The following is a 20,055-nucleotide window of genomic DNA, read 5'->3' as shown; positions in this document are numbered from 1 at the left end:
TTCGTGTGCCGTGGCACCCTTGCAGGGCCAACCTTAAACTTCGGGGGAATATTCTATACACAACGACAGGGGATGTCGTTAGTTCGAAGAGATTTATCGTGGAAATAATTCGCGTAGCCGCTAATTAAAGCGGCTACGCGTTCATTTATTGAGAATTAATGGATTCCGCCGATACGACTCAGTCGAACACCGGTCGGCCACTCGCCTTCCTGTTTCTCAAAACTCATCCAGATGGCGGTAGCTTTACCGACCAGATTCGCTTCCGGCACAAAGCCCCAGTAACGGCTGTCCGCAGAGTTATCGCGGTTGTCACCCATCATGAAGTAATGTCCTGGCGGTACAATCCAGCTCGCCAGCTGCTGGCCCGGCTGACGATAGTACATACCCAGCTGATCCTGCGCGATTGGCACGGTGAGGATACGGTGCGTCACATCGCCCAGCGTCTCTTTGCGCTCAACCAGACGGATGCCGTCCTCTTTGGTTTCACCTTTCGGTACCTGGAAGAATCCGCTGGTCGCTTCGCCGCCGTTACGACGGGCGAAGGTCTGCACAAAATCACTTGGCTCAACGTTTGAGTAGGTGATTGGCAGCGCGTTTTCGCATGCGGTACCGGAGCTGCAGCCCGGCTGAACGGTGACTTCTTTCGCAACCGGATCGTAAGTCACTTTATCACCCGGAAGACCTACCGCGCGCTTGATGTAGTCGAGGCGCGGATCTTCCGGATATTTGAACACCACGATGTCGCCGCGTTTCGGATGACCGGTTTCGATCAGCGTTTTCTGGTAGATCGGATCTTTAATGCCGTAGGCAAACTTCTCTACCAGAATAAAATCACCGATCAGCAGCGTTGGCATCATTGAACCTGATGGGATCTGGAACGGCTCGTAAATAAACGAACGTACCACCAGCACAATCGCCAGCACCGGAAATACCGAGGCGCCCGTTTCCAGCCAGCCCGGTTTCGGGCCGACTTTCTTCAGGGTTTTCGCGTCAATCTCATCGCCAGTGGCTGCCTGTGCGGCAGCCTGACGTTCGCGACGTTTTGGGGCGAAGATAAACTTATCCAGACACCACAGCAGACCTGTCACCAGGGTAGCAATGACCAGGATCAGGGCAAACATGTTCGCCATGCCAACTCCTTAGGGTTATTTGCCGTCTTTACCAACATGAAGGATGGCAAGGAATGCTTCCTGCGGCAGCTCGACGTTACCGACCTGCTTCATACGCTTCTTACCTTCTTTCTGCTTCTGCAGCAGCTTTTTCTTACGGCTGACGTCACCGCCATAGCACTTCGCCAGAACGTTTTTACGCAGCTGTTTCACGGTGGAACGCGCGATAATATGGTTGCCAATGGCCGCCTGAATCGCGATATCGAACTGCTGACGCGGGATCAGATCTTTCATCTTCTCAACCAGCTCGCGGCCACGGTAAGGCGCATTGTCGTTGTGGGTGATCAGCGCCAGCGCATCCACACGCTCGCCGTTGATCAGCACGTCCACACGCACCATGTTGGAGGCCTGGAAGCGTTTGAAGTTGTAATCCAGTGATGCATAGCCACGGGAGGTCGACTTCAGACGGTCGAAGAAGTCGAGTACCACTTCCGCCATCGGGATTTCGTAGGTCAGCGCCACCTGGTTACCGTGGTAAACCATGTTGGTCTGCACGCCGCGCTTCTCAATACACAGCGTAATGACGTTGCCCAGGAACTCCTGCGGCAGCAGCATGTGACATTCGGCAATCGGCTCACGCAGCTCGTGAATATTGTTCAACGGCGGCAGCTTGGATGGGCTGTCGACGTAGATCACTTCTTTCGAGGTGGTTTCAACTTCATACACTACCGTCGGCGCGGTGGTGATCAGGTCCAGATCGTATTCACGCTCCAGACGCTCCTGAATGATCTCCATGTGCAGCAGACCAAGGAAGCCGCAGCGGAAGCCGAAGCCCAGCGCCGTTGAGCTTTCTGGCTCATAGAACAGGGAGGCATCGTTCAGGCTCAGCTTGCCAAGGGCATCACGGAAGTTTTCGTAGTCGTCAGAGCTGACCGGGAACAGGCCCGCGTAAACCTGCGGCTTCACCTTTTTAAAGCCTGGCAGCGCTTTTTCTGCCGGATTACGCGCACCGGTCAGGGTATCGCCCACCGGCGCGCCGAGGATGTCTTTGATGGCGCAGACCAGCCAGCCTACCTCGCCGCATGTCAGCTCGGTGCGGTCAACCTGTTTTGGCGTGAAGATACCCAGACGGTCGGCATTGTAGACCTGTCCGGTACTCATAACCTTGATTTTGTCGCCTTTGCGCATGGTGCCGTTTTTAATACGCACAAGGGAGACAACGCCCAGATAGTTATCGAACCAGGAGTCGATAATCAGCGCCTGCAGCGGGGCATCCGGATCGCCTTCCGGGGCCGGAATATCACGCACCAGGCGCTCCAGCACGTCGGTGACGCCGACACCAGTTTTCGCGGAGCAGCGCACGGCATCGGTCGCGTCAATACCGACAATATCTTCAATCTCTTCCGCTACGCGCTCAGGATCGGCGGCTGGCAGGTCGATCTTGTTCAGAACCGGCACAACTTCGAGATCCATTTCCATCGCGGTGTAGCAGTTTGCCAGGGTCTGGGCTTCAACGCCCTGCCCGGCATCCACCACCAGCAGCGCGCCTTCACAGGCCGCGAGCGAGCGTGAAACTTCATAGGAGAAGTCAACGTGGCCTGGGGTGTCGATAAAGTTTAGTTGATAGGTTTCACCATCAGCCGCTTTGTAATCAAGCGTAACGCTCTGCGCTTTAATGGTGATACCGCGTTCGCGTTCCAGGTCCATGGAGTCCAGAACCTGGGCTTCCATTTCACGATCAGACAGGCCACCGCAAATCTGGATAATACGGTCAGACAGCGTCGACTTACCGTGGTCAATGTGAGCAATGATCGAAAAGTTACGTATGTTCTTCATATAGTTAAATAATTATGCCTTACGAATTCCTGGAGGCCGCTGTTCTTAGCCTGACGTTTTTCAGTGCGAAAACGCAGCATTCTACACTACATCCTCGCTACCTGGAAATGCACTTAGAGACTGGTATAGCGTGAAGAAAGGACGTTTTCTGTTTTAGGGTGTAAAAAAAGATAAAGCCCGATGGATCACCGGGCCTCAGAAGAGAGCGTTTCAATACGAAGCTGGTCTGGCGCCAGCCCAACGCTGAGAATGACAGGCTGCCACTCCTCGCGCGCGGCAAGCGTTGGGGAGAGACCTTTGGCAAGCCAGAATCCCCCCACGCCACCCAATGCGGCACCGCACATAGCGGCCATATCGGTACCAAACAGCATCTGAAACAGACCACCCATGATAAACAGGCCGACCAGCGGAGAGAGATACACCAGCATAGCGGAGCTGAGCAGGCTGCCTTCCGCGATGCCCAGTTCCACCTTCTGCCCGGCCATCAGCGGCTGTTCGCTTGGCACTGAAATCGTGTGCGATGTTTGTGGCCCGAGCTTGTTCAGCACGCGGCTGCCACAGCCAGCGCGGGATGCGCAGCTATTACATGAGGCTTTAACATCGCAGCTCACCAGCGCAATGCCGTTCTGCCATGAGACAACCGTCGCCCACTCTTTGATCATTGTGCTGCCCTGAATTTAATGCTGTCGGAAATACGCTTCGCCGTTTGCGGAGGGAGTTCTCCCACAATGGTGATCTCTGCATTATCGCGTACCGTTGTACTCACCGTACGGCGCCCGGTACGCAGCATTTGTTCAGCGCTGTTTGCCGTTGCGCGATTGATATTCACCGAGAAGCTGAACAAACCATCTGAATAGAGGCGCGATTCCACCGGCGTTTCAATCGTTGGCAGCTGACGACGGCTGCTGGACACTTCGCTAAACCCTTGTGGGATCCAGGCAGGTACCCAGTTGAAATTAACGGAATCCCCGGCAGGAACAGAAAGCAGCGGCGGCAGGCTGGCCTTAGCCAGATTCTGCATGCTGTTGCCAACCTGATTGTTCACGCTGAAGGAGATAACGCGGAACTGTTCCAGCGTTTCACCGTCACGGTCAAGCAGGTCTACACGCATCGGGAGTTTAGTTTCAGCGTCGATCCAGACAATATAGCTGTAACGCGTTCCATCCCGGGCGACAACGCGGATCACCTCGCATAGTCTGTCCGCAATACGCGTACGCCCTACCGAAATAAAATCGTAGTAAGGGGCAAGCCGTTTGAAGTCGGTGTAAATGAGTGACGGCAGGGAATCAACGATATAGTCGCCATTCAGCGTGAAAGGCTCCAGGCCGGGCTCGAAATAGCTGATTTCGTTACCACGCTGGACAACTTCCCGACGCGGACCATCCATCTGTAAAAGCTGGGCGAGCGGCTGGTTATCAAGACGGGCATGGCGATAGCGTAACGACTCGACGCCCTGCTTGTTGATGCTGATAAATGCCAACTCGTAATTGAGTGACTGGCTGGCCAGATTCATTTGCTGCAACAACGCCCCGGATGATACATCAGCCGAGGCGTTGGCAGAGAAGAACAGGCTACCCGCCATCAGAGACATGGCGAACCAAAGTTGCTTCATTACTGCGATTGCGTTCCTAAAGTTTGGTTTCCGGGCACCTGCACAGCAGCTTGCTGTGTCTGCGCCTGCTCAAACTGAAGCTGTTCAGAGTGCAGACGACGCTGCAACTCGTAATCCTGCAACATCGCATTAATGCGACGGCGCTGCTCCTGAACCTGCTGTTGCTGGCCGCCGCTGGCGGAAGCATCAGCCGGTACGCCCAGGCTTACCGGGCTGGCTTTGCCCATCATCGGCAGTGTGTTAAACACTGGCGCTTCTGGCTGCTGATTAGTTTCAGACTGAGTATTATAGTGCTGGACGCCAACAATAACTGCAAGCGATACGCATGCAGCCACACCCATTTGGGTAAGCTGGCTGGCCCACGGGCGCACCTTTTGCCAGAATGGCATTTTCTGCCACTGGTGAGGTGCGGGTTGAGCTTCAGGAATCAGCGGAGTGGTCTGATGAACAGGCTCATTCTCAATCGCCGCCATTACGCGGGCTGAGATATCGAAATGGAGAACCTCGCCGGTGTCACCGCGAAGGGTGTCACGGATGAGATGGTAACTCTCCCAGGTCTCTTGCATTTCGGGAGAATGAGACAGCTCGTTGAGCAGCTCACTATCTACCGTTTCACCATCCATTAAAGCGGAAAGTTTTTCTTTCTGCATGCCTAATACCTTTTCCAGTATCCCGCTATCGTCAACGCCTGATAAGCGGTTGAACTTTATTATCAATAGCTTCTCGCGCACGGAAAATTCGTGAACGTACCGTGCCGACCGGACAATCCATGATAGCGGCTATCTCTTCATAGCTCAGACCATCAAGCTCCCGTAACGTAATTGCCATGCGTAAATCTTCCGGGAGCGACTCGATCGTGCGAAAAACGATTTGTCTCAGTTCTTCTGACAACATTAAGTTCTCAGGGTTCGAAATTTCTTTCAATGCGCCGCCACTTTCGAAGTTTTCGGCGTCAATTGCGTCAACATCACTTGAAGGCGGACGACGACCCTGAGCGACCAGATAATTCTTTGCCGTATTGACCGCAATACGGTACAGCCAGGTATAAAAAGCACTATCTCCCCGGAAAGAATCCAGCGCGCGATAGGCCTTAATAAAAGACTCTTGCACCACATCAGGCACATCGCCTGACGGTACATAACGGGAAACCAGGCTCGCCACCTTATGCTGGTAGCGCACCACCAGTAGGTTAAAGGCTTTCTGATCTCCCTTCTGGACCCGTTCAACCAGGACCTGGTCCGTTAACTGCTCGCTCATCCGAGGTAATGTCTCCCCAAACCTAAATTCCACGCGTTATCGAAACGCCACTCTAAAAATACCGCACTTTGAGCAAGCACCGAATTAGAGTGTCTGATCTTCAATAAGTTCCGTAACGCCTTTGTTTTTGTTCATCGCGCCGCAGACTGTTCATTTTCTCTCATTATAAGTCTGTTCACGATACGCACCAGTTTCTGACAAGAAACATCTTTTTCCCGCCAGAAGAGTAACGCAACACAGGCTTTATTTCACCACAAAATCTGACGCTAACGATCTGCTTCGCAAAATAATTTCACTCATTTACCCTTCGTTTACCTCAACTTAAGCGTTTAGCCATTGCAACAGTCGCTAAAAAAATACGTGCGATATATCGCATTCGAGTGCTATTCTGACCCAACACTGTTTAGTAAATTAAACAAAAATCATGAACACAACACCTGAACTCCATTGTGATGTACTGATCATCGGCAGCGGTGCTGCCGGTCTCTCTCTGGCGCTGCGCCTGGCCGAGCATCAAAACGTTATCGTTCTGAGTAAAGGGCCGATAAGCGAGGGTTCCACGTTTTATGCCCAGGGTGGTATTGCCGCGGTGTTTGATGAGACAGACAGCATTGCATCCCACGTTGAAGATACGCTGATTGCCGGGGCCGGGATCGTGGATGCACACGCCGCAGAGTTTGTCGCCAGCAATGCCCGTCATTGCGTGCAGTGGCTCATCGACCAGGGCGTGTTATTCGATACGCAGGTTCAACCCAACGGTGAAGAGAGCTACCACCTGACGCGCGAAGGCGGCCATAGCCACCGCCGCATCCTGCACGCAGCAGATGCCACCGGAAAAGAAGTGGAAACCACGCTGGTCGGTAAAGCACTGAACCATCCTAATATTCGGGTTCTTGAGCGGAGTAATGCCGTTGACCTGATTATCTCTGACAAGATTGGCCTTCCCGGCACGCGTCGCGTGGTGGGCGCCTGGGTCTGGAACCGTAATAAAGAGAAGGTGGAAACCTGTCAGGCAAAGGCTGTAGTACTGGCTACGGGCGGGGCCTCCAAAGTGTATCAGTACACCACGAACCCGGACATTGCCTCCGGAGACGGTATCGCTATGGCCTGGCGCGCCGGCTGCCGGGTGGCGAATCTTGAGTTCAATCAGTTTCACCCAACCGCCCTGTTCCACCCTCAGGCGCGCAACTTCCTGTTGACGGAAGCCCTGCGCGGCGAAGGCGCCTATCTGAAACGCCCTGACGGCACCCGCTTTATGCCGGACTTTGACGCCCGTGGCGAACTGGCTCCCCGCGATATCGTTGCTCGCGCCATCGATCATGAAATGAAGCGTCTTGGCGTTGACTGCATGTATCTTGATATCAGCCATAAGCCAGCAGCGTTTATTCGCCAGCATTTTCCAATGATTTATGAAAAGCTGCTCAATCTTGGCATTGATTTAACGCGCGATCCGGTGCCGATTGTGCCAGCCGCCCACTATACCTGCGGTGGCGTAATGGTTGACGATCATGGGCGTACCGATGTGGACGGACTTTATGCTATCGGTGAGGTCAGCTATACCGGGCTTCACGGCGCGAACCGTATGGCTTCTAACTCGCTGCTTGAATGTCTGGTGTACGGCTGGTCGGCCGCAGAAGACATCACGAAGCGCATGCCCTACGCCCGCGAGACTGAGCACCTGCCAGCCTGGGATGAAAGCCGCGTGGATAACCCGGACGAGCTGGTCGTGATCCAGCACAACTGGCATGAACTACGGCTGTTTATGTGGGACTACGTCGGAATTGTGCGCACCACAAAACGTCTTGAACGCGCATTGCGCCGCATCACTATGCTGCAGCAGGAAATTGATGAGTATTATGCCAATTTCCGCGTATCCAATAATCTGCTGGAGCTGCGCAATCTGGTGCAGGTTGCCGAGCTGATCGTCCGCTGCGCGATGATGCGTAAAGAGAGCCGCGGGCTGCACTACACCCTGGACTACCCGAATCAGCTTGCTGAGTCCGGCCCGTCGATACTCGCCCCGCAGGTTTACATAAACAGATAAAACGCCTGGGTCAGGGCAGTGTAATCTTCGGAATAACGCTGGTCTGGCCCACGGATCACCATTCGATCGTTAAAGCATTCCCCCTCTTTCGGCGAGAGCGCCAGCAGCACGCGGTGCGGCAGTCGTCCTTCCGTATCCGAAATATCGGTACGCAGGCGTAACGTCCAGCCGATCTCCTGCGCGATACCGATGAACGTGTTGCCGGTACTCTCAGGCAGGACCACGCAGAAAAAACCTTCTTCGGAGATAAGCTCGGCCGCACTGGTGAGCAGGGCCTTGTGATCGAGGGAACCGGTATAACGCGCCTGCTCACGCTCGGGGGTACCGCACTCAACGCCGGGCTCGTAGTAAGGAGGGTTGCTGACGATCAGATCGTAACGCGCGGTTTGTTCAGGCGCCCAGGCGAGCACATCTGCGCATTCCACTTTCATGCGGGCAGCCCAGGGGGATTCGGCTACATTTTCATTCGCCTGATCTGCCGCTCGCGCATCCAGCTCGACGGCATCAATGGTGACATGCTCTTCCGTGCGCTGCGCCAGCATTAACGCCACCAGCCCGCTGCCGGTACCGATATCAAGAATACGCTTAACCCCTGCGACAGGCGCCCATGCACCCAGTAAAATACCGTCCGTACCGACCTTCATGGCACAGCGATCGTGAGCGACAAAAAATTGTTTAAACGTAAAACCATCGCGGCGCAGCTGCGCTTTGAGTTGAGACATGTCGGGGCAACCTTCTAAGTGAAACTGGAGTAGCATAGGGGAAAGCGAAGTGGCCGAAAAGCGATATCCATACAAACAGATGAAGATTACAGCCGTAACGTCTATAATCAGCGCCCCACACAGAGGTAGAACATGACTGTAACGACTTTTTCCGAACTTGAACTCGATGAAAGCCTGCTCAATGCACTTGAGAGCAAAGGCTTTACACGCCCGACCGCCATTCAGGCAGCGGCCATTCCGCCTGCGCTTGAGGGCCGCGATGTGCTCGGTTCTGCGCCAACCGGCACGGGGAAGACAGCAGCCTATTTGCTGCCTGTGTTGCAGCATCTGCTCGACTTTCCGCGTAAAAAATCTGGCCCGCCGCGTATTTTAATCCTGACGCCGACGCGCGAACTGGCAATGCAGGTTGCCGATCACGCGCGTGAACTCGCGGCAAATACTCATCTGGATATCGCCACCATTACCGGCGGCGTCGCGTACATGAACCACGCAGAAGTGTTCAGCGAAAACCAGGACATCGTCGTTGCGACGACGGGCCGCCTGCTGCAGTACATTAAAGAAGAGAACTTCGACTGCCGCGCGGTTGAAACGCTGATCCTCGACGAAGCCGACCGCATGCTGGACATGGGCTTTGCACAGGATATCGAGCACATTGCCGGGGAAACACGCTGGCGTAACCAGACGATGCTCTTCTCTGCCACCCTCGAAGGGGAAGCGATTAAAGACTTCGCCGAGCGTCTGCTGGAAGATCCGGTAGAAGTGTCGGCGACGCCGTCCACCCGTGAGCGTAAGAAGATCCACCAGTGGTACTACCGCGCGGACAACCTTGAGCACAAGGTCGAATTGCTGAAACACCTGCTGAAGCAGGAAGATGCGCTGCGCACAATCGTGTTTGTGCGTAAGCGCGAGCGCGTGCACGAGCTGGCAGAAATGCTGCGTAACGCCGGGATCAATAACTGCTATCTTGAAGGCGAGATGGCGCAGATCAAGCGTACCGAAGGCATTAAGCGCCTGACCGATGGCCGCGTTAACGTGCTGGTTGCCACAGACGTGGCCGCTCGCGGGATCGACATTCCGGACGTCAGCCACGTGATTAACTTCGATATGCCGCGCAGCGGCGATACCTATCTGCACCGTATTGGCCGTACCGGTCGCGCGGGCCGCAAAGGTATTGCTATCTCACTGGTTGAAGCGCATGACTACCTGCTGCTGCAGAAAATTGGCCGCTATGTTGACGAGCCGCTGAAAGCGCGCGTTATTGATGGCCTGCGCCCAACCACGCGTGCGCCGAGTGAAAAAATGACGGGTAAACCGTCCAAGAAAGCGCTCGCGAAACGTGCTGAGAGAAAAGAGAAAGAAAAAGAGAAACCGCGCGTGAAGCAGCGCCACCGCGACACCAAGAATATTGGTAAGCGACGTAAGCCAAGCTCTGCCGCACCAGAGACGAAAACTGAAGAGTAAAAAAAAGCCGGGGAAATCCCCGGCTTTTTTATTCCCCCCTGCAGAAGCCGTTACAGGCTTTCAGTAAAGGTACGGGCGATGACGTCGCGCTGCTGTTCTGGAGTCAGTGAGTTAAAGCGTACCGCATAACCAGACACGCGAATGGTCAGCTGTGGATATTTTTCTGGGTGCTCAACCGCGTCCATCAGCGTTTCGCGACGCAGTACGTTTACGTTCAGGTGCTGACCACCTTCCACGCGCACTTCCGGTTTCACTTCCATTGGAATTTCACGGTACTCGATTTCGCCCAGTTTGTTCACCGGCACGATTTCATCTTCAGCAAAACCCGCTTTCGCAACGACACAGCGCGCTTCGTTTTTCTCGCTGTCCAGCAGCCAGAAAGAGTTGAGCAGATCGTCATTTGCAGCTTTAGTAATCTGGATACCTGTAATCATGTGTTGCCTCCCTTAGGCTACATTAACTGATGTCGGCCTCTCGCGGCCAATTGGTAAAACCATTGTTTCTTGTGTGTATATATATCATTCACACCCCGGTGATTTATTGATTTAAATCAACAAAAACACCAACCACATAAAGAGTGTGGTTTGAATTTATTGTTTTAGATCAATTTCACGACCTTACCAATTCAATTTTACCTGCACATTTTCAACATAAATTTAGCCACTTAGCGCACATTTCAGCGTGTAATTTTGCTCACCGGGTTTAAACAGGTAAGCTAGTGACAGATTGAGATTCGCAGGAGAGCGAGATGACAACACCTTTAACCTGGCATGACGTGCTGGCAGAAGAAAAGCAGCAGCCTTATTTTATCAATACGCTCAGCACCGTTGCCGCTGAGCGTCAGTCAGGACAGACGATTTACCCGCCGCAGAAAGACGTGTTCAACGCCTTTCGCTACACCGAACTGAGCGATGTGAAAGTGGTCATTCTGGGCCAGGATCCTTATCACGGCCCGGGCCAGGCGCATGGGCTGGCATTTTCCGTACGTCCGGGCGTGGCGATCCCCCCTTCTCTGCTCAACATGTATAAAGAGCTTGAAGGAACCGTGCCCGGGTTTACCCGGCCAAACCACGGCTACCTGGAAAGCTGGGCGCGTCAGGGAGTGCTGTTACTGAATACGGTACTCACCGTACGGGCTGGCCAGGCGCACTCGCACGCCAGCCTGGGCTGGGAGACGTTCACCGATAAAGTCATCAGCCTGATCAACGAGCATCGTGAAGGGGTCGTGTTTTTACTCTGGGGATCGCATGCGCAGAAGAAAGGGGAGATTATTGACCGTCAGCGCCATCACGTGTTGAAAGCGCCGCACCCGTCACCGCTGTCTGCACATCGCGGTTTCTTTGGCAGTAATCATTTTGTTCTGGCGAACGAATGGCTGGAAAAACGTGGCGAAACGCCCATTGACTGGATGCCAGTGCTACCGGCTGAGAGCGAGTAGTAATTGAATGTGCCGGGTATGCCCCGGCACATGAAGAGGCTTATGCCTTATTCTGACGCCACCACTCGGCCAGCAGTACGCCGGTAGCAACGGATACGTTCAGACTTTCTACATTGCCTGTCCCATCAATAGAGACGCTCAGATCCGCACTGGAGAGCGCCGCGTCAGACAGACCATCACGTTCCTGACCTAATACCAGCACCATTTTACGCGGCAGCGTCGCTTTAAACAGCGGCGTACCGGCATGGCTCGAGGTGGTCACGATGGAATAGCCCGCTTTACGGAACTGCTCAAGAGCATCCAGCACGCTGTCGCCGGTGATCGGCTGCACGTGCTCGGCTCCGCCTTCCGCAGTACGGATCGCGGCACCGGATTCCAGCAGTGCAGCATCCTGCAACAGCACGCCTTTCACGCCAAAGTGCGCGCAACTGCGCATCATTGCGCCCAGGTTATGCGGGTTGCCCACATCTTCCAGCGCCAGCACACAGTCATCGGCATCCGCCTGGCTGACCCACTGCTGCACGGTCGTGCCGTTACGTTTTTTGATCAGGAAGCAAACGCCGCCGTGGTGTTCAGTACCGGAGGCTTTGGTCAGCTCAGCATCATCAACCACGTGGTAGGCTTTACGGTTCGCGGCCATCCAGCGCAGCGCTTCTTTGAAGCGCGGGGTTACGCTCTGGATAAACCAGGCGCGGACGATACACTCAGGACGGCTCTGGAACAGCGCCTGGCAGGCGTTCTCACCATACACGCGGGTCTCTTCCGCACGCTGGCGGCGCAGCACTTCCGGGTCGATAAAGCTTTTACCGCTGATACCGCCGTGATCGGCTTTTTCCGGCGTCTCATCGCCAGGGGCGCGAGAAACGGTACGCCACGGGGAGGCGTTATCACGTGAGAAGTCTTCCCGCGGACGGTCATCGCGTGGACGGTCACTACGCGGGCGGTCGGAACGCGGACGTTCATCGCGTTTACGATCGTCACGTTTGCGGTCATCACCGCGGTTATTTCTGTCATCGCGGGCGGGGCGACGGCCACCGTCAGCACGAGAAGAAGACGCCGGACGCCCGCCACCTTTTCCGGTACGCGGATTTTGGGTGCGTTTATCAGAGTCATCATCACTGCGGACATACATCACTTTGACCTTGCCGCTTTTGTTTTTCATTTCGTCGTTCATGCTTTTCTCCACCAGCGCTGCGCGAAGCGCGCAGATTACCCGATGTGCCAGCGCATAGCCATAATTTCATACAAAAGCCTGTGACTATTGTTCTCATTGAATAAAACGCATTGTTGTTTCAAACAGGCTCATTGATAATATGTAACATATTAGAAACATTATCGGCGTTCCGCCGCTGTCCCACGGCTCTATCAGAGGTTAGTTATGAATACCGTATGTGCCAACTGTCAGGCTCTTAACCGCATTCCGGACGATCGGATGGAAGATGGTGCGAAATGCGGACGTTGCGGCCATGAATTGTTTGATGGCGACGTCATTAACGCAACGGGTGCTACGCTGGACAAACTCCTCAAGGACGATCTTCCTGTCGTGGTCGATTTCTGGGCGCCATGGTGCGGCCCTTGCCGTAGCTTCGCGCCAATCTTCGAAGATGTGGCCGAAGAGCGAAACGGAAAAATGCGGTTCGTTAAGGTCAACACTGAAGCTGAACCCGAACTAAGCGCCCGTTTTCGCATCCGCAGCATCCCGACCATTATGATTTTTAAAAATGGTGAGGTGATCGATATGCTCAACGGTGCAGTTCCAAAAGCACCTTTTGAAAGCTGGTTAAACGAGTCGCTGTAACATTCACGGGGCACATCTTGTGCCCCGCTCCTGCCTCTGCGAAAATAGGGTTTTTCCTGCATTTCGCCCATGACTGATAACGCTGTTCTTCAATTACGCGCCGAACGCCTTGCGCGCGCCACTCGACCATTCCTCGCGCGCGGAAACCGTATTCGCCGCTGCCAGCGCTGCCTGTTGCCACTGAAGGTTTGCCTGTGCGAGACGCTGGCCCCGAGTTCGGCACAGAGCCGTTTTTGTCTGGTCATGTTCGATACCGAGCCGATGAAGCCCAGCAATACGGGACGCCTTATCGCCGATATTCTCCCGGATACCGCGGCTTTTCAGTGGTCCCGAACGGAGCCCCCTCAGGCCCTGCTCGACTTAGTGGCTAGCCCGGACTATCAGCCGATGGTCGTTTTCCCCGCCTCTTATGCAGGCGTGGATCGCCAGGTGCTTTCGACGCCGCCACCCGGTAAACCGCCGCTATTTATTATGCTGGACGGCACCTGGACCGAAGCGCGAAAAATGTTTCGCAAAAGCCCGTATCTCGACGCGCTGCCGGTTATTTCTGTCGACCTTTCCCGCGTCTCCGCCTACCGTCTGCGAGAGGCGCATGCTGACGGGCAATACTGCACCGCCGAAGTGGCGATTGCGCTTCTGGACCTGGCGGGTGATACCGCTGCGGCTGGCGCCCTGGGCAACCATTTCTCCTGTTTCCGGGAACGCTATCTGGCGGGAAAAACCGTTCATAAGGGCAGCGTCACAGCAGCCGAGACGGAAAGCGTTTAAAATCATCAGGTCGCTTGCATTCACAGGAGGCCTGCATGAGCCAGCGAGGGTTAGAAGCGCTACTTCGTCCTAAATCCATTGCCGTCATCGGCGCATCAATGAAACCGGATCGTGCTGGCTATCTGATGATGCGCAACCTGCTGGCCGGGGGATTTAATGGTCCCGTCATGCCCGTCACGCCGGCGTATAAGGCGGTTCAGGGAGTGCTTGCATGGCCTGATGTACAGAGCCTGCCTTTCGTACCGGATCTGGCCTTACTGTGTACAAACGCGAAACGGAATCCGGAGCTGCTGGAATCGCTCGGCAAGAAAGGCTGTAAAACCTGCATTATTCTCTCGTCTCCGCCTGAACAGAAAGCCGAGCTTCTGGCCTGTGCCAGCCGCTATCAAATGCGCATTCTTGGGCCAAACAGTCTCGGCCTGCTCGCCCCCTGGCAGGGCTTAAATGCCAGCTTCTCTCCGGTACCAATCCGCAAAGGCAAGCTCGCGTTTATCTCGCAGTCGGCAGCGGTATCGAACACTATCCTCGACTGGGCGCAGCAGCGAGAAATGGGATTCTCCTACTTCATTGCTCTCGGCGACAGTCTGGATATCGATGTTGATGAGCTGCTGGATTTTCTGGCACGTGACGGCAAAACCAGTGCAATCCTGCTTTATCTTGAGCACCTCAGCGACGCGCGTCGTTTTGTCTCGGCTTCTCGAAGCGCTTCGCGCAATAAGCCGATCCTGGTGATCAAAAGCGGGCGAAGCCCTGCGGCACAGCGCCTGCTGCATTCGCATTCCGGCATGGATCCCGCCTGGGACGCCGCCATCCAGCGCGCGGGGTTGCTGCGGGTGCAGGATACACACGAACTTTTTTCCGCCGTTGAGACGTTAAGCCATATGCGCCCGTTGCGCGGCGAGAAGCTAATGATCGTCAGTAACGGTGCCGCCCCTGCCGCGCTCGCTCTGGATGAGCTATGGCGGCGCTTCGGCAAGCTGGCAACGCTAAGTGAAGAGACGCTGCAGCGCCTGAAAGAAGCGCTTCCGACCAGCGTGACGCCCGGCAATCCGCTTGATTTGCGCGATGACGCCAGCAGCGATCGCTACATCAAGGCAATTTCAATTTTGCTGGATAGCCAGGATTTCGATGCGCTGATGATTATCCACTCACCCAGCGCGGTCGCGCCGGGCAGTGAAAGCGCGCGCGCGCTCATTGAGGCCGTACGCAACCATCCGCGAGGCAAATATGTCACCCTGCTGACCAACTGGTGCGGTGAGTTTTCTTCTCAGGAGGCGCGGCGCCTGTTCAGCGAGGCCGGGTTGCCAACCTACCGCACGCCGGAAGGCACCATCACCGCGTTTATGCATATGGTGGAATATCGCCGTAACCAGAAACAGCTCCGCGAGACGCCGGCCTTGCCCGGGAATTTGACGGCCAACACCGTTGACGTTCACAGGCTGCTGCAGCAGGCCATTGAAGAAGGCGCAACGTCGCTGGATACACATGAGGTCCAGCCGATTCTGGGCAGCTACGGGATGCAAACCCTGCCGACCTGGATCGCCAGCGACAGCGCTGAGGCCGTGCATATTGCCGAGCAGATTGGCTATCCGGTTGCCCTGAAGCTGCGTTCCCCGGATATCCCGCATAAGTCGGATGTGCAGGGGGTCATGTTGTACCTGCGCACGGCAACGGAGGTGCAGCAGGCAGCTGATGCCATTTTCGATCGGGTCAAAATGGCCTGGCCGCAGGCGAGGATCCACGGATTGCTGGTGCAAAGTATGGCCAACCGCGCTGGTGCTCAGGAATTACGGGTGGTGGTTGAACACGATCCCGTCTTCGGTCCGCTCATCATGCTGGGAGAAGGCGGCGTTGAGTGGCGTCCGGAAGAGCAGGCCGTGGTGGCGTTGCCGCCTCTTAACATGAATCTGGCGCGTTATCTGATTATTCAGGCGATTAAAAGTAAAAAGATCCGCGGCCGGAGCGCGCTGCGTCCGCTCGATATTGCCGGGCTAAGTCAGTTCCTGGTGCAGGTCTCTAACCTGATTGTAGATTGTGCCGAGATCCAGCGGCTGGACATTCATCCGCTGCTCGCCTCCGGCAATGAGTTTACGGCGCTGGACGTGACTCTGGATATCGCACCATTCGAAGGAGACAGAGAGAGTCGCCTGGCAATCCGCCCGTATCCCCTGCAGCTGGAGGAGTGGGTTGAGATGAAAAATGGTGAACGCGCCTTGTTCCGCCCTATTCTGCCGGAAGATGAGCCCCAGCTGCGAGCCTTTATCTCTCAGGTCACGAAAGAGGATCTTTATTATCGCTATTTTAGCGAAATCAACGAATTTACCCACGATGATTTAGCCAATATGACCCAGATCGACTACGATCGAGAAATGGCGTTTGTTGCCGTTCGTCGCGCCGATAAGGGTGATGAGATCCTCGGCGTTACGCGTGCGATTTCTGACCCGGATAACGTCGATGCGGAGTTTGCGGTGCTGGTGCGCTCCGATCTTAAAGGCCTGGGTCTGGGAAGACGGTTGCTGGAAAAACTCATCAGTTATACGCGAGATCACGGATTGTTACGCCTTAATGGCATTACTATGCCTAACAATCGCGGTATGGTGACCCTGGCGCGAAAACTTGGGTTTGACGTTGATATTCAGCTTGACGAAGGTATTGTTGCCTTGTCCCTTAGTCTGACATCAGCCAGCAAACGCGAGTAAGCTACTGGAAATGTTACCCACTTTGGACGGGACTGGTGGTATCATTGTCCGCTTATGTTGTTTGCATGGTACAGACAACCCTTCAATGAACAGAGAAGATACGCACTGTGATGTTGTCAAAATTTAAGCGTAATAAACATCAACAACACCTTGCTCAACTACCGAAGATTTCTCAGTCAGTTGATGATGTAGAGTTCTTTTACGCTCCCGCTCATTTTCGGGAGACGCTTCTGGAAAAGATTGCCAGCGCCACACGACGCATTTGCATTGTGGCACTGTATCTTGAACAGGATGAAGGCGGGCGCGCGATCCTGAACGCGCTCTATGACGCCAAACGTCAGCGCCCGGAACTTGATGTTCGCGTGCTGGTAGACTGGCATCGCGCTCAGCGTGGCCGTATTGGCGCTGCCGCGTCAAACACCAATGCTGACTGGTATTGCCGTACGGCGCAGGAAAATCCTGGCGTCGATGTGCCTGTTTATGGCGTCCCGGTTAATACCCGTGAAGCGCTCGGCGTCCTTCATTTCAAGGGATTCATCATTGATGACAGCGTGCTGTATAGCGGCGCCAGCCTCAATGATGTCTACCTTCATCAGCTCGATAAATATCGCTACGACCGCTACCATCTGATCCGTAATCCGCAGATGGCCGATATCATGTTTAACTGGGTTGATAAAAATCTGGTCCACGGCCGTGGCGTTAACCGCCTTGACGATCCCGAGCGTCCTAAAAGCCCGGAAATCAAAAACGATGTTCGCGCCTTCCGCCAGGAGCTGCGTGATGCGGTCTATCATTTCCAGGGCGATGCGAACAACGAAGAGTTATCCGTTACACCGCTGGTAGGACTCGGCAAATCAAGCCAGCTGAACAAAACGATCTTCCATCTGATGCCGTGTGCGGAGCAGAAACTCACCATCTGTACGCCGTACTTTAACCTTCCTGCCGTGCTGGTGCGTAATATCATTCAGCTGCTGCGCGACGGTAAAAAAGTGGAAATTATCGTTGGTGATAAAACGGCAAACGACTTCTTCATTCCTGAAGATCAGCCGTTCAAAATCATCGGTGCGCTGCCTTATCTCTATGAGATTAACCTGCGTCGTTTCCTGAGCCGCTTACAGTATTACGTCAACACTGACCAGCTGGTTGTGCGTCTCTGGAAAGATGAAGACAATAGTTACCATCTGAAAGGCATGTGGGTCGACGATGAGTGGATGTTGCTGACCGGTAACAACCTGAACCCGCGCGCATGGCGACTGGATCTGGAAAACGCTATCCTGATTCATGACCCGCAGCATGAGTTAGCCGCCCAACGTGAACACGAGCTGGAGCTGATTCGCACCCATACGACCGTGGTGAATCACTACCGCGAACTGCAGAGCATTGCCGATTATCCGGTAAAAGTTCGCAAGCTTATTCGCCGCTTACGTCGTATCCGTATCGACCGACTTATCAGCCGTATTCTGTAATATCCAGGCCCTGTCACCCGCAGGGCTTTTTTATGGAGCCCGTTGATGCGTATTCCTCTGTTACTGAGCGTCCTTTTCCTGAGTGGCTGTAGCCATATGGCCAACGATAGCTGGTCCGGACAGGATAAAGCACAGCATTTCCTCGCTTCCGCGATGTTGTCCGCAGCCGGTAATGAATATGCCCAGCATCAGGGATACAGCCGGGACCGTAGCGCGGCGATCGGGCTGATGTTCTCAGTAGGTCTTGGGGCATCAAAAGAACTGTGGGATAGCCGCCCCGCAGGGAGCGGCTGGAGCTGGAAAGATTTCGCCTGGGATGTTGCCGGCGCAACGACCGGCTACGCCGTGTGGCAAATGGCGCGCTATTAAAGTCGGATACCTTTCCCTTTGCGATGCAGCATCAGGGAAACAATAAAAGCCAGAGCCCCCATACCCGTTACGTACCAGAAGAATGTCGTTTCGCTTCCCCATGACTTAAGCGACAACGCAACGTACTCCGCCGATCCGCCAAACACCGCGTTGGCTACCGCATAAGAAAGCCCTACTCCTAACGCACGAACCTGCGCCGGGAACATCTCGGCTTTCAGTATCCCGCTGATTGAGGTATAGAAACTGACAATCACCATCGCCACCATCACCAGCGCAAAGGCGGCATACGGTGAAGAGACATGCTGAAGCGCAGTCAGAATAGGAACGGTACATAACGCCGACAGCCCGCCAAAAATCAGCATCGACGTACGTCGACCAATTTTATCCGAGAGCGCACCGACGATCGGCTGTATGAGCATAAAGACAAACAGCGCCACGGTCATGACCACGCTGGCGACGTTGGCGTGCATACCGGTGGTGTTCACCAGGTACTTTTGCATATAGGTGGTGAACGTGTAGAAACTAAGAGAGCCGCCCGCGGTGAAGCCCAGCACCATCAGGAAAGCTTTGCGGTTACGCCACAACCCTTTGAATGTTCCCGCCTCCTTCAGCATCCGGACCTCTTTCTGAGAGGTTTCATCTAGCTGACGGCGTAGCCAAAGTGCAACGACCGCCAGTACTGCGCCCATTGCGAAAGGGATCCGCCATCCCCAGGCATGAAGCTGTTCGTCCGTCAGAATTTGCTGCAGGATCACCACCACAAGGATGGCTAGCAGCTGACCGCCAATCAGCGTGACGTACTGGAATGAGGCGTAAAAACCCTTACGGCCTTCCAGTGCAATCTCACTCATGTAGGTCGCACTGGTACCGTATTCACCGCCCACCGATAATCCCTGGAATAAGCGGGCCAGCAAAAGTAGCGCCGGTGCCCAGGTGCCAATCGATTCATATCCCGGTAAGCAGGCGATCACCAGCGAGCCAAAGCACATCATGCACACCGAGATCAGCATAGAGGCCTTACGCCCGCGACGGTCCGCAATGCGGCCAAACAGCCAGCCCCCGATGGGTCGCATCAAGAATCCTGCGGCAAATACCCCTGCCGTTTGAAGCAGCTGCGTTGTGGTGTTGCCGGAGGGGAAGAAGATATGTGCGAAGTAGAGTGAACAGAATGAGTAAACGTAAAAGTCGAACCATTCAACCAGATTCCCTGAAGAGGCGCTGACGATTGCCCATACCCTTCTTCGGGTATCACTGTGACCCAGCGTCCCGTTTGATGTCATGCTTTCTATCATTATGATTATGCTCCTGCCATAAACTGCGGCGTATTGAGCCAGGAGACTCAATAACCTCGTAAATGAAATGTTATAATTTTGTTATAAATCACATTGAGACAGAGATCACACATTCCATTAGCAGGATAAGGGATTAAGAGAAAGGCCAGAGTGGGAAAACAAAAGCAAAAAACCCCGTACCTTA

The 20,055-nt window shown here is 54.5% G+C and carries 19 protein-coding genes; 8 read left to right on the top strand and 11 right to left on the bottom strand.

Annotated elements, in window-relative coordinates:
* Positions 1-155: 155 nt before the first annotated feature.
* The 7 genes from lepB to rseD form a co-directional block, all read right to left on the bottom strand.
* On the bottom strand, positions 156-1,130 hold the full coding sequence (lepB, locus tag LRM19_RS08565) for a signal peptidase I (protein ID WP_271368261.1): 975 nt from the start codon (positions 1,128-1,130) through the stop codon (positions 156-158).
* A 15-nt stretch (positions 1,131-1,145) separates the two neighbouring features.
* Entirely contained in the window at positions 1,146-2,945 is a 1,800-nt protein-coding gene (gene lepA, locus LRM19_RS08560; protein ID WP_008502183.1) for a translation elongation factor 4, read from the bottom strand.
* Positions 2,946-3,130: 185 nt separating this feature from the next.
* A complete protein-coding gene (gene rseC, locus LRM19_RS08555) occupies positions 3,131-3,607 on the bottom strand; it encodes a SoxR-reducing system protein RseC (RefSeq protein WP_271368260.1) in 477 nt (158 codons plus the stop codon).
* Positions 3,604-4,557, bottom strand: a complete 954-nt coding sequence (rseB, locus tag LRM19_RS08550; protein WP_023308851.1) for a sigma-E factor regulatory protein RseB — start codon at positions 4,555-4,557, stop codon at positions 3,604-3,606. The genes rseC and rseB overlap by 4 nt, the downstream gene beginning before the upstream one ends.
* Positions 4,557-5,207 carry an anti-sigma-E factor RseA gene (rseA, locus tag LRM19_RS08545; protein WP_008502186.1) on the bottom strand — a complete coding sequence of 217 codons (651 nt, stop codon included), beginning with the start codon at positions 5,205-5,207 and terminating at the stop codon, positions 4,557-4,559. The genes rseB and rseA overlap by 1 nt, the downstream gene beginning before the upstream one ends.
* Before the next feature lie 31 nt (positions 5,208-5,238).
* Positions 5,239-5,814, bottom strand: a complete 576-nt coding sequence (rpoE, locus tag LRM19_RS08540; protein ID WP_006176728.1) for an RNA polymerase sigma factor RpoE — start codon at positions 5,812-5,814, stop codon at positions 5,239-5,241.
* The gene (rseD, locus tag LRM19_RS21205) at positions 5,811-5,894 is read right to left on the bottom strand and encodes a rpoE leader peptide RseD (protein ID WP_223605340.1); all 84 of its coding nucleotides are present in this window, start codon (positions 5,892-5,894) and stop codon (positions 5,811-5,813) included. Before rseD ends, rpoE begins: the two co-directional genes overlap by 4 nt.
* Before the next feature lie 344 nt (positions 5,895-6,238).
* Between rseD and nadB the strand changes: the two genes are divergently transcribed.
* On the top strand, positions 6,239-7,858 hold the full coding sequence (nadB, locus tag LRM19_RS08530; RefSeq protein WP_143345407.1) for an L-aspartate oxidase: 1,620 nt from the start codon (positions 6,239-6,241) through the stop codon (positions 7,856-7,858).
* Here the strand turns inward: nadB and trmN are convergent.
* Complete coding sequence (trmN, locus tag LRM19_RS08525) at positions 7,843-8,580, bottom strand: tRNA(1)(Val) (adenine(37)-N(6))-methyltransferase TrmN (RefSeq protein ID WP_271368244.1); 738 nt, start codon at positions 8,578-8,580, stop codon at positions 7,843-7,845. The two genes, nadB and trmN, sit on opposite strands and share 16 nt — an antisense overlap.
* A gap of 132 nt (positions 8,581-8,712) precedes the next feature.
* On the opposite strand from trmN, the gene srmB reads away from it, so the two are divergent.
* Positions 8,713-10,041: an ATP-dependent RNA helicase SrmB gene (srmB, locus tag LRM19_RS08520; protein WP_023344704.1), complete on the top strand. Its 1,329-nt coding sequence runs from the start codon at positions 8,713-8,715 to the stop codon at positions 10,039-10,041.
* Positions 10,042-10,091: 50 nt separating this feature from the next.
* Here the strand turns inward: srmB and grcA are convergent, their stop codons facing one another.
* On the bottom strand, positions 10,092-10,475 hold the full coding sequence (gene grcA / locus LRM19_RS08515) for an autonomous glycyl radical cofactor GrcA (RefSeq protein ID WP_047652709.1): 384 nt from the start codon (positions 10,473-10,475) through the stop codon (positions 10,092-10,094).
* A gap of 314 nt (positions 10,476-10,789) precedes the next feature.
* Here grcA and ung point away from each other — a divergent pair, with 314 nt between their 5' ends.
* Positions 10,790-11,479: a uracil-DNA glycosylase gene (ung, locus tag LRM19_RS08510; protein WP_133294945.1), complete on the top strand. Its 690-nt coding sequence runs from the start codon at positions 10,790-10,792 to the stop codon at positions 11,477-11,479.
* 40 nt (positions 11,480-11,519) lie between these two features.
* Here the strand turns inward: ung and LRM19_RS08505 are convergent, their stop codons facing one another.
* Positions 11,520-12,653 (bottom strand): tRNA/rRNA methyltransferase, encoded by a 1,134-nt coding sequence (locus tag LRM19_RS08505; RefSeq protein ID WP_133294946.1) that lies wholly within the window; start codon positions 12,651-12,653, stop codon positions 11,520-11,522.
* Positions 12,654-12,857: 204 nt separating this feature from the next.
* On the opposite strand from LRM19_RS08505, the gene trxC reads away from it, so the two are divergent.
* The 5 genes from trxC (at position 12,858) to LRM19_RS08475 (ending at position 18,579) form a co-directional block, all read left to right on the top strand.
* On the top strand, positions 12,858-13,277 hold the full coding sequence (trxC, locus tag LRM19_RS08500; RefSeq protein WP_111965120.1) for a thioredoxin TrxC: 420 nt from the start codon (positions 12,858-12,860) through the stop codon (positions 13,275-13,277).
* A 69-nt stretch (positions 13,278-13,346) separates the two neighbouring features.
* Complete coding sequence (tapT, locus tag LRM19_RS08495; RefSeq protein WP_248174890.1) at positions 13,347-14,045, top strand: tRNA-uridine aminocarboxypropyltransferase; 699 nt, start codon at positions 13,347-13,349, stop codon at positions 14,043-14,045.
* Between the two features lie 35 nt (positions 14,046-14,080).
* Positions 14,081-16,744 (top strand): bifunctional acetate--CoA ligase family protein/GNAT family N-acetyltransferase, encoded by a 2,664-nt coding sequence (locus LRM19_RS08490; protein WP_271368241.1) that lies wholly within the window; start codon positions 14,081-14,083, stop codon positions 16,742-16,744.
* Between the two features lie 110 nt (positions 16,745-16,854).
* A complete protein-coding gene (pssA, locus tag LRM19_RS08480; RefSeq protein ID WP_271368675.1) occupies positions 16,855-18,210 on the top strand; it encodes a CDP-diacylglycerol--serine O-phosphatidyltransferase in 1,356 nt (451 codons plus the stop codon).
* A gap of 45 nt (positions 18,211-18,255) precedes the next feature.
* Positions 18,256-18,579 (top strand): YfiM family lipoprotein, encoded by a 324-nt coding sequence (locus LRM19_RS08475; protein ID WP_032643716.1) that lies wholly within the window; start codon positions 18,256-18,258, stop codon positions 18,577-18,579.
* Here LRM19_RS08475 and LRM19_RS08470 read toward each other — a convergent pair.
* Complete coding sequence (locus LRM19_RS08470; protein ID WP_271368239.1) at positions 18,576-19,871, bottom strand: MFS transporter; 1,296 nt, start codon at positions 19,869-19,871, stop codon at positions 18,576-18,578. The genes LRM19_RS08475 and LRM19_RS08470 overlap by 4 nt on opposite strands.
* Positions 19,872-20,055: the final 184 nt, after the last annotated feature.

Source organism: Enterobacter sp. PI-10 (assembly GCF_027947695.1).
GTDB classification, from domain to species: domain Bacteria; phylum Pseudomonadota; class Gammaproteobacteria; order Enterobacterales; family Enterobacteriaceae; genus Enterobacter; species Enterobacter vonholyi.
This window is presented reverse-complemented; position numbering and strand designations above follow the sequence as displayed.

What these genes read in the sequence shown, in the direction of transcription:
- trmN (WP_271368244.1), bottom strand. Translation starts at nt 8,580, where the DNA reads ATGTCTCAACTCAAAGCGCAGCTGCGCCGCGATGGTTTTACGTTTAAA.
- rseC (WP_271368260.1), bottom strand. Translation starts at nt 3,607, where the DNA reads ATGATCAAAGAGTGGGCGACGGTTGTCTCATGGCAGAACGGCATTGCG.
- LRM19_RS08470 (WP_271368239.1), bottom strand. Translation starts at nt 19,871, where the DNA reads ATGATAGAAAGCATGACATCAAACGGGACGCTGGGTCACAGTGATACC.
- lepA (WP_008502183.1), bottom strand. Translation starts at nt 2,945, where the DNA reads ATGAAGAACATACGTAACTTTTCGATCATTGCTCACATTGACCACGGT.
- srmB (WP_023344704.1), top strand. Translation starts at nt 8,713, where the DNA reads ATGACTGTAACGACTTTTTCCGAACTTGAACTCGATGAAAGCCTGCTC.
- LRM19_RS08490 (WP_271368241.1), top strand. Translation starts at nt 14,081, where the DNA reads ATGAGCCAGCGAGGGTTAGAAGCGCTACTTCGTCCTAAATCCATTGCC.
- LRM19_RS08505 (WP_133294946.1), bottom strand. Translation starts at nt 12,653, where the DNA reads ATGAACGACGAAATGAAAAACAAAAGCGGCAAGGTCAAAGTGATGTAT.
- rseB (WP_023308851.1), bottom strand. Translation starts at nt 4,557, where the DNA reads ATGAAGCAACTTTGGTTCGCCATGTCTCTGATGGCGGGTAGCCTGTTC.
- lepB (WP_271368261.1), bottom strand. Translation starts at nt 1,130, where the DNA reads ATGGCGAACATGTTTGCCCTGATCCTGGTCATTGCTACCCTGGTGACA.
- ung (WP_133294945.1), top strand. Translation starts at nt 10,790, where the DNA reads ATGACAACACCTTTAACCTGGCATGACGTGCTGGCAGAAGAAAAGCAG.
- pssA (WP_271368675.1), top strand. Translation starts at nt 16,855, where the DNA reads ATGTTGTCAAAATTTAAGCGTAATAAACATCAACAACACCTTGCTCAA.
- grcA (WP_047652709.1), bottom strand. Translation starts at nt 10,475, where the DNA reads ATGATTACAGGTATCCAGATTACTAAAGCTGCAAATGACGATCTGCTC.
- nadB (WP_143345407.1), top strand. Translation starts at nt 6,239, where the DNA reads ATGAACACAACACCTGAACTCCATTGTGATGTACTGATCATCGGCAGC.
- LRM19_RS08475 (WP_032643716.1), top strand. Translation starts at nt 18,256, where the DNA reads ATGCGTATTCCTCTGTTACTGAGCGTCCTTTTCCTGAGTGGCTGTAGC.
- trxC (WP_111965120.1), top strand. Translation starts at nt 12,858, where the DNA reads ATGAATACCGTATGTGCCAACTGTCAGGCTCTTAACCGCATTCCGGAC.
- rseA (WP_008502186.1), bottom strand. Translation starts at nt 5,207, where the DNA reads ATGCAGAAAGAAAAACTTTCCGCTTTAATGGATGGTGAAACGGTAGAT.
- rpoE (WP_006176728.1), bottom strand. Translation starts at nt 5,814, where the DNA reads ATGAGCGAGCAGTTAACGGACCAGGTCCTGGTTGAACGGGTCCAGAAG.
- tapT (WP_248174890.1), top strand. Translation starts at nt 13,347, where the DNA reads ATGACTGATAACGCTGTTCTTCAATTACGCGCCGAACGCCTTGCGCGC.